Consider the following 14,392-nt stretch of genomic DNA (forward strand, 5'->3'; position numbering starts at 1 on the left):
GGCGTTCTCGCCCCTTTTAAAAAATTCTCACAGGGTTTAGTTATGTCAATTTATTTCTATCAGGTCTTTTTAGCCCTCCTTGGATTTACGCTTTTTGCTGCCTTAAATAATAATGGCAAAAGTTTAAAAACGATCTTTCTACCATCATTTCTTGGCGTTGTTGCTGGTGTGCTTATCTTTAAAGCTGCTCGTCATGCACTTGTTGATGACCAGTTTAAAATGTTCATAGATTCAGTGACGCTAGTTTTTCTACTAATTAGCATTTTATGGATATTTCTTGAGCTTAAGATAGCAAAAATTGTAACATTTTTTATTTTAGGCATCGGCTTTGGCTTTGGCTATAGTTCAAGCAGTGTGTTATTTCCACTATTTGGTGGTGAGCTACTAGATACGCTTTCGGTCATTAGCTTCTTTCTAATGATATTTGCAATGATTTTGCTCGTATTTTTATTCTTTTTTATTTCGAATTTAAAATCTAGCATTTCTCCATTAATAGCTAAAATTTTAGCCCTTATCACTTTAGTTTTCTTGCTAATCGATAGGAGCTCTCAGACAGCACTTGAGCTTTTGCGTGCTGGGGCTTTAAAAATAAGTAGTGAGTTAAACTCTCAAATTCTATCTATCAGTGCAAAAGGTATTTACGTATCAGAATTTGGTACTTATTTTTATATCTTTGTGATCTTACTTTTATGCATCACTGCACTTTTCTTTATGCCAAAAAGCATTGATAAAAATAAATTTGGTTCTATCAAATACCGCTTTACAAAAGCCATTAGAGAAAATATTTCTGATAATGCAAAATTTGCATTTTGTAGTATTTTGATAGCACTTGGATTTTCGCTCTATTATGATCTTTACGCATCTCGTCCACCTGAAATTTCAGAGCCAGTCTTGGTTGAGCCAGTGGGAGATAAATTTATATTTGATGTTGATATGCTAAAAGATAATGAACTTCACAGATTTGCTTATATAACAGATGAGGGCAAGCAGATAAGGTTTTTTTTACTAAACCGCTTTAGCGACCGTGTATCGCCTGTTATCGTCTTTGATTCTTGTATGATTTGCGGCGATATGGGCTATATAAAGAGAGGCAATGACCTTATTTGTATCTCTTGTAATGTTAGAATTTTCTTGCCATCAGTTGGCAAAGAGGGTGGTTGTAACCCTATCCCTATGGCATTTACCTTCGATGGTAAAAATATCATAGTTGATTATAAAACGATCGTCGCAGGGGCAAACTACTTTAGCAAGGTCGTCGAAAAGATGGTGCTTGACCCAGTTAGTCGCAAAAAGGTGAGCAATCTTGAGTCAAGATCATATTTATATTATGGACGCACATATTTCTTTGAAAATAACGAAACTCAAGCGAAATTTGAAGCAAATCCAGAAAAATATGTAGAAACAAATGGAACGTTAAAATGAAAAATATGCAACTAAGAATGATAAAAAGCTCGATCACGGGCTCAAAGGTGCAAAAGACGATGGCCTTTATCACCATACTACTAGCTGCTCTTTTGATAGCTTGCATGCTAAATATCACGCTAAAAATCGGCGATCAAGTAGCAACCGAGCTTAGAGGATATGGCTCAAATATCGTTGTTTTGCCACGAGGTGAGAGCCTAAGTATCGAGATCGAGGGTAAAAATTTCACCCCACTAAAATCACAAAATTTACTCCCAGAAGCTGATATCTACAAGATAAAAGAGATCTTTTGGCGAAACAATATCGTTGCTTTTGCGCCGTTTTTAGAGGCAAAAGTTAAAGATGAAAAAGGAATTGAATTTGCCTTTGAAGGAACCTATTTTGATAAAAACATCGGTCTAAAAGATGAGCCAGAATTTAGCACAGGCGTTAAGAGCTTGTATGGATTTTGGGGTGTTGAGGGCGCTTGGCCAAAAGATGAAAGCATAGATGAAATTTTAGTTGGCGAAGAACTTGCTAAGGCTAAAAATTTAAAGGTTGGCGACAAGCTTAGCCTTACTGGCAAAAATGGCGTAAGAGAGGTTAAAATAGTTGGAATTTTAAAAGGAGCTAGTGACGAGACACATAAGCTAGTTGGCTCGCTAAAGCTTGCTGGAGATCTTTCTGGGCATGCAAACTCATACACAAAGGCTGAAGTCTCAGCTATGACAATCCCAGAAAATGACCTATCGCTAAAAGCAAGAAGAAATTTAGACAACCTTGATAGTGCAGAGTACGACAAATGGTACTGCTCAGCTTACGCAGGATCGATCGCATTTCAGATAGAAGAAAATTTACCAAATGTTAGCGCAAAGGCAAGCCTTCAAGTAAGTGATGCGGAGAGTAATATCGTAAAGAAAATCCAAAGCCTAATGGGCATCGTTAGCATCATCGCTCTTGTGGTTTCAGCCATTGGTATAACATCGCTAATGACAAGTGAAATTTACCGCCGCAAAAAAGAGATCGGTCTTTTAAAAGCCATAGGCGCAAGTAACTTTGAAATTTACGCCCTTTTTGCTAGCGAAAGCCTTGTGGTTGCCTTTTTTGCTGGCATCACAGGAGCATTTTTAGGATATGCGCTAAGCTACGTGATGTCTTACATCATATTCTCTCACGGCATAGGCATAGCTTGGATCGTGCTACCTATAAGCGTGGCATTTGCCCTACTTATCTCAGTCGTTGGCTCGCTAATGCCAATGAGAAACGTCATAAATTTACTACCTGCGGAGGTGCTATATGACCGCAAATAGCAAATTCTTTTACAATACAATTTATAAAAGTTTAAAAAACGGCTCATCAAGAGTAATGGTCATCGTAATCTCTATCTTACTTGGAGCATGCGTGTGTGCTGCGTTTGTCAATGTCTATCTTGACATAGACTCAAAGGTCTCACGTGAGCTAAAAACTTATGGCGCAAATATGATCTTTGCTCCAAAAGATATGGCTACAAGCGATGATATGAGTGAAAAAACTTACAATGAAATGATCGCTAAAGTGCCAAAAGATAAGCTTCTTGGTGAGAGCGGCTATCTCTTTGCTCAGGCAAATATCGGTCCAACAAATGCTATCGTCATGGGAACAAAATTTAGCAATCTAAAAAAAGTTAAACCATTTTTAGATGTTAGAGATGGAACGATGATAAATGTCGATTTTGATGATAAAAACGTGCTAATAGGCGTTGATCTTGCTCGTCAGGCTGGCTTTAAGGCAGGCGATGATATAGAAATTCGCGCCATTGGCTCAAATGAGAGCATAAATGTAAAGATAAAGGGCGTAGTCGCAAGTGGCGACAAAGAGGATGCGCTTTTGATCACGTCACTATCTTTGGCTCAAAAAATTTCAAATAAAGCTGGCAAAATAAACTATGCTGAAGCTGTTGTGCTTGGTAACTTTGACGAGATAACATCGCTCGCAAAGACTATAAGTAATGAAGAAATAGCTGCAAAACCAGTGGCAAAGGTCTCAAAGTCTGAGGGCTATATTTTGGAGAAAATAAAGCTATTAATGGCACTTGTTAGCCTTGTTATTTTGCTCATTACTTCAATGTGCGTAAACACAACGCTTAGTGCTATCTTGCTCTCTCGCTCAAAGGAGATCGCACTTCTTAGAGCCATAGGTGCAAGCAAAAAGGATGTATTAAAGCTATTTGGCTTTGAGACATTTGTAACAGCGCTCATCTCAGCATTAGTTGGTGCATTTTTAGGATATTTACTAGCTCAAATTTTAGGTTATGCGATATTTGATTCTAGTATTGATTTTAGAATTTTAAGCATCCCAGTAGCTGTGATAATATCGCTTTTATTTGCAGCGATCGCAGCATTTTATCCGATCAAACGGGCACTTAATAATAAAATGGCAGATACATTAAGAGGAGAATGATATGCAAAATGCACTAGAATTAAAAAATATTTGTAAAATTTTTGGCGATGTTAAAGCACTTGATGATATAAATTTTGAGGTTAAAAAAGGTGAGTGGGTCAGTGTAATGGGACCAAGTGGTAGTGGTAAGAGTACACTTGTAAATATCCTTTCACTAATGGATACTCCAAGTAGTGGTACTTATATGCTTGGTGGCGATGACGCGAGCAATCTAAATGCTGATGATACACTTAAATTTAGACGCGAGAAGATCGGTCTTATTTTTCAGCAGTTTCACTTAGTGCCATATCTTAGCGCACTTGAAAATGTGATGATCGCTCAGTACTATCACAGCTCAGTTGATGAAGAGGATGCTAAAAAAGCGCTTGAGGCAGTTGGTCTTTCTCACAGGCTAACGCACAGACCAAGTCAGCTAAGTGGTGGTGAGCAACAACGCCTTTGTATCGCACGCTCGCTCATAAACGATCCTGAAATTTTAATAGCAGATGAGCCAACTGGTAACCTTGATGAAGCAAATGAAAGAGTTATACTTGATCTATTTTGCAAGCTAAGAAAAGAGGGCAAGACGATACTTCTAGTAACTCACAACCCTGATCTTGGCGAGTATGGCGATAAGATCGTATATCTAAGACATGGCAAGCTAGAAAAAATCCGCACTATTGAAAATCCAAAGGTGCCAAATGAGATATAAAATTTTATTTTTATGTCTAGTCTCAGCCCTAGTTATGGGCTGCGTCAAACAGTATGAGAAGCATCACATCACTCTAAATGACTCAAGTGGCATTGATACGCAGTTTTTTCCAACAGAAAAGAGGCTAAAGATAGGCGATAAGCCATATATGCTATTTTTCTTTGGCACTGACTGCGGAGTATGCAAGGCCGCTATACCTGATCTAAATACGCTTGAAAAAGAGTATGGTAAAGAGGTTCAATTCATTGGAATTTTGGGGCCTAGCAAGGGTTTTGATAAAGATATTGAGCTTTTAAAAGAGCACAACATTACATTTAAAACTACGAGCGATAAGGTTTCAGTTGATTACTTTAGCAAGGCAGTTGGTGGCGTCATGGGCGTGCCAGTTATCTATTTTTTTGATAAAGATGGTAAGATGCGATCAAAATTTATCGGTCTTACACCAAAAAGCGTACTTGAAAGTGCTATAAGATCGCTCTTGTAGGAGTGAATATGAAAAATTTCTTTTTATTTGTCTTAGCGGTATTTTTTGTTGGATGTGCTAACAGCACTCCAAATATCTCGGTCAAAACGAGCGATCCGATCTTTTTTACGCTTAATGAATCAAACAAAAGCGTCTATGTAAATTTTAAAAATAGTGCGACCGGGCAAGATGTAAATGCTGAAATTTTAAGCGAGTTTGCAAAGGCTGGCTTTAGAAACGAGCCAAATATCAAAAATGCCGACTTCATCATCCTTGGCGATGTGCAAAGCTTTTCTAGGATAATAAAAAGAGATCCTAGATTTTCGATGGGCATGGGATATGGCTTTGGCAGACCAAGCTTTGGCTTTGGCTACTCGATGTTTTTCCCATTTGGCTATTACGATGATGATGACTTTAGCACGAATAGCTATATTTATCACATGCAAGTAAGCGTGCTAGTGCGTCCAAAAAATGGTGGCGAAAAGGCGACAAATATCTCGCTTATGCAAGTTGGCAATGTCTATTCACCAAGCTACATCTGGCCGTTTTTTAAAGAACGTCTAGCAAAACAGATCGTTAGCTTTTTTTATAATGTCTCGCAAAAATAGGAGAAATTAGTAAATTTAAAAGGACTTAAATGCTAGTTGATGAAAGCTATGAAATTTTATCTTGTGATGATATTGAACTTGGTATAAAAAGAAGCTCTCCTCTCTCCTTTTATTCCTGTTATGACGATGCCAAGGATGCAAAAGCTCTTTTGGTGATTATCCCTGGGCTTGGAGAAGACTCTGACCTTGGATATAGAGCTAATCTTATTCGGACTATGGCAGAGACTTATGATGTTGCATGTATTAGTGTGGATTATCACTGCATAGGCAACCGCCCACAGCTTGGGGCGAAATTTGGACTTGATGATATAGATCGCGAAATCTTAACAAGAGAACTATCAAGTATAGGTATAAATTTACCAATTGATCTAAAAAGTATCGACTGCCACGAGAAGGTTGATTTGCTGCTTAAATTTCTTAGCAAAGAGATTACTATTCGAAAAGAGAGAGGTATTTTGCCGGCTGATTTTAGACTAAATGCTAGCATTACGATAGTACCAACAAAAAATAAATATCAAAATTTTGGCGTTATGCAAGCAATGGATGTGCTAAATGCTGTGCTTTATACAAAAAAATATATAAATAATGCCAAATTTGAACATCTGCCAGTGATAATGGTAGGTAGCTCACATGGTGGATATCTGGCACATATGTGTGCTAAGATCGCTCCATGGCTAGTTGATGCTGTGATAGATAATAGCTCTTATGCCATATTTTTATGGCGCCTTATCGGCTTTGGTAAAGAGATAAATTTTACTAACTATTTTTGTTTTGGCACTGACACTTTGTATCAAAATTTATATATTTATTTTTTTGATAAGACCTACTGGACACTTAATGAAAAATCACCATACTATTTTATTGACGCAAGAGAAGAGATAAGAAACATCCTAAATTTAGATCATTTAAATGTTCAAAGCAGCTATAAAAAGCCAATTTACGTGAGCTATCACTGTATTTTCGATAAAGAAATAGCTCCAGCAAAGGATAAAATCGAGCTTTACGAGGCTCTTAAGAAGCTTAAATTTAACGCAACACTACATATGATAAAAGATGAGAGTGAGGTTGATGGCAAATTTATAAAGTCTCTAACGCATGGAATGGGGATGTCTTATAAACTACTTTTACAAAAAGAGCTTCCCAGTATGATGGAGAAAATTTTATCTCAAAAAAATAAGAAGAGCAGCAAGAGTATTGAGTATAAATGCGGCGATACGATCTATAAATTTAGTGAAGTCTTAGATCAAATAAATCTTGAAATTTTAGATATTGCTTAGTATTTAACTAGGCTCATAAAGACCTAGTTTTTATCAGTCATTATCTATCTCAAAGTCGTAAAATTCGCTTTCATACTCAACATTTCCTATTTTGCTGTATTGTATAAGAGCTGCTTTTATGTTGTCTATCTGCTGATACATTAGACCCAGAGCTATTCTATTTTCGATAGCACTAGCATCATTTAGTTTTGTTAGCTCTAAAAGTGCGATCGCGTTTGATACTTTTCCAGCTCCTGTCGCAGCCACAGATGCTAAAAATAATGTGCTAGCGTCATTTACTTTAAACTCATCGATTGCTTGATTATAAAGTTTATAGCTCTCATCAAAGTCGTTTGTAAAGATATCGACATAGGCTAGAGTTTGGATTAAATTTATATTCTTTGGAGCATTTTTTAGCTCGGCTCTTAACTTATCACGCTCTCTTGTAAGTAAGCCTGAAATTTGAAGTAGCTTGATGTATTGCTTTTTGATGATATCAGCGCCGTGATAGAAAGCGTTTGAATCAAGCTGCTTGCCATTAAAGTGAATTTGTATCGCTTTTGCATACTCTTTGACATTTTGCTCTTTGTTTTTAGAAATGAAATTTAAGATATTTGCAATAATATCATTTGGCAAAATTTTTAGTAGTTCATCAGCTTTCTTTGCCATTAGCTCATCATTGTTTGTTACTTTTGCGATGATGATATCAAAGGCTAAATTTAGCATTGTCTGCTCTTTTGGCTCTTCAAGCCATCTTATCATCGCACTTTGGTTGCCGTTAACCAGGCTTAGAAGCGAGGCATATAAATTTACAGGCTTTAAACTCTTATCGTTTTCTAAATTTTCGCCAATCTCTTCAATGAGTTTTTGGTTTAAATTTCTATTTATATCTAGACAAATCGCCCCAAAAATGCCTGCAAGATGGTTATTTACATCTTGATGATAGCTTGCTATGAAGTGCTTTGCTGCAAGGCTAAAATTTCCAAGCTGAGCGTAGTTTAGGGCGAGGTTGTATTGTAAGATAGAGTGATTTGGATAAGTGCTGGCTAGCTCTTCAAACTCTTTATTTGCTTCTTTTAAGCGGTAGCTTAGTGCTTTTGCAATAGCTTCACTAAGTTTTGCATTTACTTTTGAAGCAGCTGCACTTTGGCTAAGATAGTCGTTTGCTGCTGAAGTATCATCTAAAAAGACGCTAACACCGCCTTTTCTTATCTGCTCGATGCTCTGTTTTGCGTCAAAGACCTTGTAGGGTGCGAAGTAAAAAAGCGTCTCATAGCGCCTTGTTCTATCAAAAAACATATCATCACTAAAGTGTGCCTGAGCTAGGCTGACATCAAAAAGATCAGGCTTTAGTATCGTTTTTATCTTGTAAATTTTGCTTGGTAAAGAAGCATTGTAGTCGTAAACATCTTTGATAAATGCCGCTGCATCGCCGTAGTCAGCAGTTTTTAGATCAATTAGCGCCTCAGTCATCTTGATAAGATCGATATTTGGCGTGTTTTTAGAAGCTTTTGTTAGATAATCCCTTGCTTTATCGTATTTGCCAAGTCTTGCATAGAGCTGTGCTAGCGTGAAGTCGGCCTTAAATGCCTTTTGGCTCTCAAGCTTAGCTATTGCTCTCTCATCATCTCCAAGAAGTGATAAAATTTTTGCACTTAAATATGCATATTCGTTTTTATAATCTGCAGTATTTGGATGAGAAAGTGCTTGAAGTGCCTCGTAATAGTTGCCTTTATAGTAGTTTATAAGCGCGTAGTAATAGCTATAAAGTGGCGAGTTGTTTTCATACTGCAAAAATGAGTCAGCAAGTCCTATATAGTAGTTAAAATTTTTAGTGTTATTTAGCTCGAGTGAGCAAACGGCAGCGTTTATCGCACTAACCGCCGTGTTTTCTCTATCAGTTATAGCTTTATTAAAAGATACGATCGCCTCATCACATCTTTCTTGTTTCATCTGCGAAACACCGAGGTTGTAGTTTGAGAGAGACTGGTTATAAACAGCTATATTTTCATAAATTTTTAGAGCTTCAAATTTATTGCCACGCTCGTAGAGCTGATTGGCTTTATTTATCATTTCATCGATCTTTGAAGCGCCAAAATTTTGCGTTTGGTAGTTGTTTTCTATATTTTTTACGATACTTGCAGCATCTATGTTCTCTTTTTTGTCTTTCTTTAGCAAGATAACTAGCAAAACTACTATCAAGATGATAAGTACTAGAGCGACCACGCCTGCTATTATAAAGAGCTTTTTATTGCTCTTTTTTACAGGGATTGGCTCCGGGATGTTCTCATCTTGTAACACGCCTTCACTTGCGATACTCTCAAGCGAGACGATCTCTTCAGGTGCTTCGGCTTTTGCCTCTTCAGGCGCTTGCTCTGCTTGCTCGCCAGGTGGTTTTAGAACTACAACCTCTTCTTCAGCCACTACATATACCTTTTAAGAACTTCTGGAATTTCGATAGTGCCATCTGCTTTTTGGTAGTTTTCCATGATGGCAATAAGAGTCCTACCCACAGCTAGACTTGAGCCATTTAGCGTATTTACAAGCATATTTTTCTTGCCATCTTTAAAGCGAATTTTTGCACGCCTTGCTTGAAAATCACGAGTATTGGAAATAGAACTAATCTCTCTATATTTATCTTGACCAGGTAGCCAAACCTCAAGGTCTATCGTCTTTGCCGCGCTAAAACCAAGATCGCCACTGCAAAGAAGCATATGGCGGTGAGGAAGTCCAAGGCTAGTTAGTAGATCGCTTGCGCACGATACCATCTCATTTAGCACGTCTTCGCTTTGATCAGGTCTTGTGATGCTTACCAGCTCGACCTTTTCAAACTGGTGCTGGCGGATCATTCCCCTCGTGTCACGTCCTGCTGAGCCTGCCTCTTGGCGGAAGCATGCTGAGTAGCAAGTCATTTTTATAGGCAGCTGCTTAGCTTCAATGATCGTGTCATTGTATAAATTTGTCACAGGTACTTCGCTGGTTGGGATGAGATAGAGATCCTCGTCGCGCACTTTGTAAAGGTCCTCTTCAAATTTAGGCAGCTGACCGGTGCCAAAAAGTGTGTTTGAGCTTACAAGATAAGGGACATTTACAAGCTCAAAGCCACGTGAGCTGTTAAAGTCGATCATGTAATTAACAAGCGCTCTACTTAGCCTTGCTCCCATGCCGCGAAGCACGGTAAAGCGAGATCCTGAGAGCTTTGTACCTCTTTCAAAGTCAAGCCAGCCAAGACTCTCACCTAACTCCCAGTGTTCTTTTGGTGTAAAGCTAAATTTAGTTGGCTCAAGCACCGTTTTTATGCAGACATTATCGTCCTCGTCCTTGCCAAATGGCACGTCATCGTCGGTGATATTTGGCACATTAAATGAAATTTGCTCAAGCTTTTCTTCATATTGTTTAACGATCTCATCAGCATCAGAAAGTGCAGCTTTGTTTAAATTTAGCTCATTTTTAAGCTCACTTACGTCTTTACCTGCTCTTGCCTTTATGCCAAGCTCTTTGCTCTTTGCGTTTTGGATCGCTTGGAAATTTTCAAGTGCTTTGCGCTTTTGTTTTAGCTCGTTAAAAGTTTGTAAAAGCTCGTCAAGTAGCCCAGCTTTTACATTTTTGCCCTCAAGTTTTTTTACAAATTCATCGTAATTTGTCTCGAGTAGTTTTAAATTTATCATTCCGTATCCTTAAACCATAAACATAACTTTTGCAAAAAGTACGATAAAAACTGCCGCTGTTAGCGCAAATGGGTGGATGTTGCCAAGTGGGCTAGGGCGTTTAAATATAAATTTGCAGCTTAAATTTGTTATAACAGCGGCTACAATTAACATCGCTAAGAAAAATTTGATCATAAAAATGATTTGTAAATTTGTCTCAAAGTAGCCACCAGCCTTTGATCCGACCCAGTTGCTCATCATCATTCCTCCAGTTAATACCAAAAGCAAGATACAAAGTGGCATTATCTTAATAGCAACTGAACCGATAGCCTGTTTTGCCTTTTGAGCAAGCTCAGGTGGCATTTTTTTACAAGCTGCCTTAAAAATGATTACATCAAAAAAGAGGTAACCAACAAAGATGATTGCACAAAAAAGATGAACTATCTGTGCGTATGGATATAAATTTTGCATATTTTTTCCTTTATTAATAAATTCCGACTGCTTCACGAACTTTTTTTATTGTTGTTTGAGCAACATTACTTGCCTTTTTGGCTCCTATTTCTAAAATTCCAGACACTTCGTCAGGGTTATTTTGATAATGCTCAAATTTCTCTCTCGCATCTTTAAAATAGTCCCAAATAAGCTCATTTAGATAAGCTTTAAAGTGCCCATGACCCTCGCCACCACGCTCATATCTAGCTTGAAGCTCTTTTTGCCCACTCTCGTCTAAGAAAAGTTTGGCGATATTATATACGTTGCAGTTTTGCCACTGCTTTGGCTCTTCAAGTGGCGTGCCGTCTGTCACGATGCTAGAAATTTGCTTTTTAAGCGTTTTGGCATCGGCAAAGATGTCGATTGTATTGCCATAGCTTTTGCTCATCTTTTCGCCATTTGTGCCGGGCACGGTGGCGACATTTTCATCGATCTTTGCCTCAGGCAATGTAAAAATTTCTCCATGCTCGTTGTTAAATTTTATCGCGATATCACGTGCGATTTCTACATGCTGGATCTGGTCCTTGCCTACAGGTACGACCTGCGCATTATAAAGTAAAATGTCAGCTGCCATTAAAACCGGATAGCTAAAGAGTCCGTGGTGCGAGCTAAGGCCTTTTGCGACCTTGTCTTTATAGCTGTGTGCGCGCTCAAGAAGCCCCATAGGCGTGTGCTGGCTTAGCACCCAGTAAAGCTCAAGCACGTCTTTAACGTCACTTTGCACCCAAAATATACTTTTATTTGGATCGATTCCAAGTGCCAAAAACGCACATGCAGCCTCAAAAGTATTTTGCTTTAGGGCTTTGGCCTCACTAAGGCTCGTCATCGCATGGTAGTTTGCTATAAACATAAACATCTCATTTTGCTCTTGCATATCAACCATCTGTTTTATCGAGGCAAAATAGTTGCCAAGGTGTAGTTTGCCGGAGGGTTGAAGGCCGGTTAATACTCTCATCTTATCCTTTCAAATTTTGGCTTTTTCTCGTGAGCGCTTTTGATAGAGATTTGAAATTTTAAGCTTTCGGCAGACTATGTGTCTAGCCTCGGCTTAAAATTTCTACACAACTATCAAAATCATCTCGCGATACTTCGCCAAAATGCTTTTTAAATTCTAACGTTATATTAGAGTTTTTGTATCTAATCTAATCTTAAAATTTAGCTTGGCAGGCTAAATGCCTAGCTTTGATTAAAATTTGACAGCGCAATATTTAAATTTTCCTCAAACACTTCGCTAAAATTTCTAACTACAAAACGTTAAATTTAGCTCAAAGACTCAAAATTTCAACACCACGCCAGATAGCCATCTAGCCTGATCTTAAAAATTTATCGTTGCAAGCAGCAATCACGCTACTTTACAACTAAATTTTTAAAAGCATCCTTATCTCTTTTACGATCTGCTTTGGAGTTTTACCCTCGACTTCGACGATGTAATCAGCCTTTTTCTCATAAAGCTCCTCTCGCTCCAGATGTAACGCCTCAGCTCTTTTTAGATCGCTTAAAAGCGGACGTTTGGCGAGTTTTTTCTCGCTATTTTTGCTATTTTTTAGCCTTTGCATGATCGCATCAAAATTAGCTTTTAGATAGATCACGGTGCCAATTTTCTTTAAATTTTTAACCTTCGCAAAGCCTCCGCCAGTTGAGATGATTGCATTTTTGACATTTGTTGCTAGAAATTTAGCCAGATCCTTTTCAAGCTGCCTAAAATGCTCCTCTCCGTACTCTTCAAAGATAGCTTTTATCTTCATATTTTGTGAGCTCTCCAGTAAGTCGTCGCAGTCAAGGTTCATCGTCTTTAAAGCCTTGCTAAGCGCCCTTGCAGTCGTGCCTTTGCCAACGCCCATAAATCCTATCAAAACGATATTATTATTCTTTGTTTTCATCACTCTCTCCACGTTTTTTAGGGATTAGCACGATAGGTACGCCAGTTAGGTTAAAACTCTCTCTAAGCTTGTTCGTTAGGTAGCGTTTGTAGCTAAAGTGTAAGCATTTTGGACGGTTCATTATAAGTGCTATCATGATAGGTGCGGTCTTAAACTGTACTGCGTAGTAAATTTTTACAATTCTACCTTTATCTCGTGGCAGAGGGTGTGCTTTGGTCGCTTCGCTAATCACTTCATTTAGCTTTGAAGTTTGGATCTTTTGGGTATAGTTTTTATAAATTTCAACTATGAGCGGGTAAATTTTATGCACTCTTTTGCCACCAAGTGCTGAAACACTGATGATCGGCGCGTATGCTAAAAATTTAAACCTATCCTTTATCTCTTTGCAAAGCTCGTCAAATTCTTCGCTACTTTTGTCCCATTTGTTTAGCACTATTATGACGCCGAGCTCAAATTTTGAGGCGATACCAGCGATGCGCTCATCAAGCTCGGTTAGTGGCTCAGAGCTATCAAGTACGAGTAGCGCTACGTCCGTCTCTTCTAAAATTTTCTCAGTTCTATTTAGTGCGTATCTCTCGATGCCCTCGATCTTGCCACGCTTTCTGATGCCAGCAGTATCTACAAACTCAAAAACCCTGCCATCATGCTCGTAAATTTCATTAACCGGATCGATCGTAGTGCCTGCCACGTCGCTAACGACGGCGCGACTCTCCTTTACAAGAGCGTTTAAAAGCGAGCTTTTGCCGACATTTACACGGCCTATGATACCAATTCTGATGTTTTTGCTTTCATAGTCTATCTCGTCGCTTAGCTCGCCCTCGTCGTTATAGTTTTCTAAAAAATCATCAAAATCTTCGCTCGTATCGGCCTTTATCTGTACTTTATCTTCTATATGCTTTGCTAGCCACATACTAAGCTCATCTATGCCTGTGTTGTGGCTTACAGAAATTCCAAAGCTATTTTTTGCGCCAAAGCTTATAAATTCCCACTCTCTTTGCTCGTCTTTTTTGCTGTCAATTTTGTTGATGACTAGAGCGGTTGGTAAATTTAGCTTGCTAAGCTCATAAAAAATGGCTCTATCTTCATCATCTGGCATCATTTTGCCATCGACCATGTAGAGGATGACGTCTGAGTTTTTAGCCTCTGCCAAGGTCTTTGCTTTTACATTTTTAAAAAGCTCGCTACTATCATCAAGGCCGCCACTGTCGATTAATATGCACTCTTTACCCTCAACCTCGATCTTAGCTTTGTTCGTATCTCTTGTCGTGCCGCTAACATCGCTTGTTATAGCGATACGACGACCAGCTAAGCGGTTAAAAAGTGAGCTTTTGCCGACATTTGGCTTGCCTACTAATATTACTTTTTGCAAATTTTGTCCTTTTTGTGATGGCTGATTATACAAATTTTTGACTTATATAAAGTATAAAAATTTCCTTAAAAGTGCCAAAATAAAAGAAAAAATCAACCAAAATTTAAGCCACTTTTCATTAAAATGGCTACTTTAAATTTAAAGGT

General features: G+C 38.3%; 13 protein-coding genes. 7 read left to right on the forward strand and 6 right to left on the reverse strand.

All coding sequences use genetic code 11. The annotated features are described in order from the left end of the window. Positions 1 to 42: 42 nt before the first annotated feature. Genes G5B98_RS01720 through G5B98_RS01750 form a run of 7 tightly spaced genes read left to right on the forward strand, consistent with a single transcriptional unit; the run spans position 43 to position 6,879 of the window. Complete coding sequence (locus tag G5B98_RS01720; RefSeq protein ID WP_196086991.1) at positions 43 to 1,422, forward strand: Fe-S-containing protein; 1,380 nt, start codon at positions 43 to 45, stop codon at positions 1,420 to 1,422. Next, positions 1,419 to 2,711 (forward strand): ABC transporter permease, encoded by a 1,293-nt coding sequence (locus G5B98_RS01725; protein WP_196086992.1) that lies wholly within the window; start codon positions 1,419 to 1,421, stop codon positions 2,709 to 2,711. Before G5B98_RS01720 ends, G5B98_RS01725 begins: the two co-directional genes overlap by 4 nt. Continuing rightward, positions 2,698 to 3,840, forward strand: a complete 1,143-nt coding sequence (locus G5B98_RS01730; RefSeq protein ID WP_084108994.1) for an ABC transporter permease — start codon at positions 2,698 to 2,700, stop codon at positions 3,838 to 3,840. Before G5B98_RS01725 ends, G5B98_RS01730 begins: the two co-directional genes overlap by 14 nt. Position 3,841: 1 nt before the next feature. Next, positions 3,842 to 4,531, forward strand: coding sequence for an ABC transporter ATP-binding protein (locus G5B98_RS01735; protein WP_021090626.1), 690 nt, complete (start codon positions 3,842 to 3,844; stop codon positions 4,529 to 4,531). Further along, a complete protein-coding gene (locus G5B98_RS01740; protein ID WP_072593882.1) occupies positions 4,521 to 5,015 on the forward strand; it encodes a TlpA family protein disulfide reductase in 495 nt (164 codons plus the stop codon). Before G5B98_RS01735 ends, G5B98_RS01740 begins: the two co-directional genes overlap by 11 nt. 8 nt (positions 5,016 to 5,023) lie before the next feature. After that, the gene (locus tag G5B98_RS01745; RefSeq protein ID WP_196086993.1) at positions 5,024 to 5,602 is read left to right on the forward strand and encodes a hypothetical protein; all 579 of its coding nucleotides are present in this window, start codon (positions 5,024 to 5,026) and stop codon (positions 5,600 to 5,602) included. Positions 5,603 to 5,631: 29 nt separating this feature from the next. Then, on the forward strand, positions 5,632 to 6,879 hold the full coding sequence (locus tag G5B98_RS01750; protein WP_196088177.1) for a DUF2920 family protein: 1,248 nt from the start codon (positions 5,632 to 5,634) through the stop codon (positions 6,877 to 6,879). A gap of 33 nt (positions 6,880 to 6,912) precedes the next feature. Here the strand turns inward: G5B98_RS01750 and G5B98_RS01755 are convergent, their stop codons facing one another. From G5B98_RS01755 to der, 6 genes are all read right to left on the reverse strand, one after another. After that, complete coding sequence (locus G5B98_RS01755) at positions 6,913 to 9,282, reverse strand: tetratricopeptide repeat protein (protein ID WP_196086995.1); 2,370 nt, start codon at positions 9,280 to 9,282, stop codon at positions 6,913 to 6,915. Beyond that, positions 9,282 to 10,526 carry a serine--tRNA ligase gene (gene serS, locus G5B98_RS01760; protein WP_196086996.1) on the reverse strand — a complete coding sequence of 415 codons (1,245 nt, stop codon included), beginning with the start codon at positions 10,524 to 10,526 and terminating at the stop codon, positions 9,282 to 9,284. Before serS ends, G5B98_RS01755 begins: the two co-directional genes overlap by 1 nt. A gap of 9 nt (positions 10,527 to 10,535) precedes the next feature. Next, positions 10,536 to 10,976, reverse strand: a complete 441-nt coding sequence (locus tag G5B98_RS01765; RefSeq protein WP_021090475.1) for a hypothetical protein — start codon at positions 10,974 to 10,976, stop codon at positions 10,536 to 10,538. Positions 10,977 to 10,989: 13 nt separating this feature from the next. Next, the gene (trpS, locus tag G5B98_RS01770; protein ID WP_084041683.1) at positions 10,990 to 11,952 is read right to left on the reverse strand and encodes a tryptophan--tRNA ligase; all 963 of its coding nucleotides are present in this window, start codon (positions 11,950 to 11,952) and stop codon (positions 10,990 to 10,992) included. A 403-nt stretch (positions 11,953 to 12,355) separates the two neighbouring features. After that, positions 12,356 to 12,877, reverse strand: a complete 522-nt coding sequence (locus G5B98_RS01775) for a shikimate kinase (RefSeq protein ID WP_196086997.1) — start codon at positions 12,875 to 12,877, stop codon at positions 12,356 to 12,358. After that, positions 12,861 to 14,246: a ribosome biogenesis GTPase Der gene (gene der, locus G5B98_RS01780; RefSeq protein ID WP_196086998.1), complete on the reverse strand. Its 1,386-nt coding sequence runs from the start codon at positions 14,244 to 14,246 to the stop codon at positions 12,861 to 12,863. The genes G5B98_RS01775 and der overlap by 17 nt, the downstream gene beginning before the upstream one ends. Between the last annotated feature and the right edge of the window lie 146 nt (positions 14,247 to 14,392).

Source organism: Campylobacter concisus (assembly GCF_015679985.1).
GTDB classification, from domain to species: domain Bacteria; phylum Campylobacterota; class Campylobacteria; order Campylobacterales; family Campylobacteraceae; genus Campylobacter_A; species Campylobacter_A concisus_AC.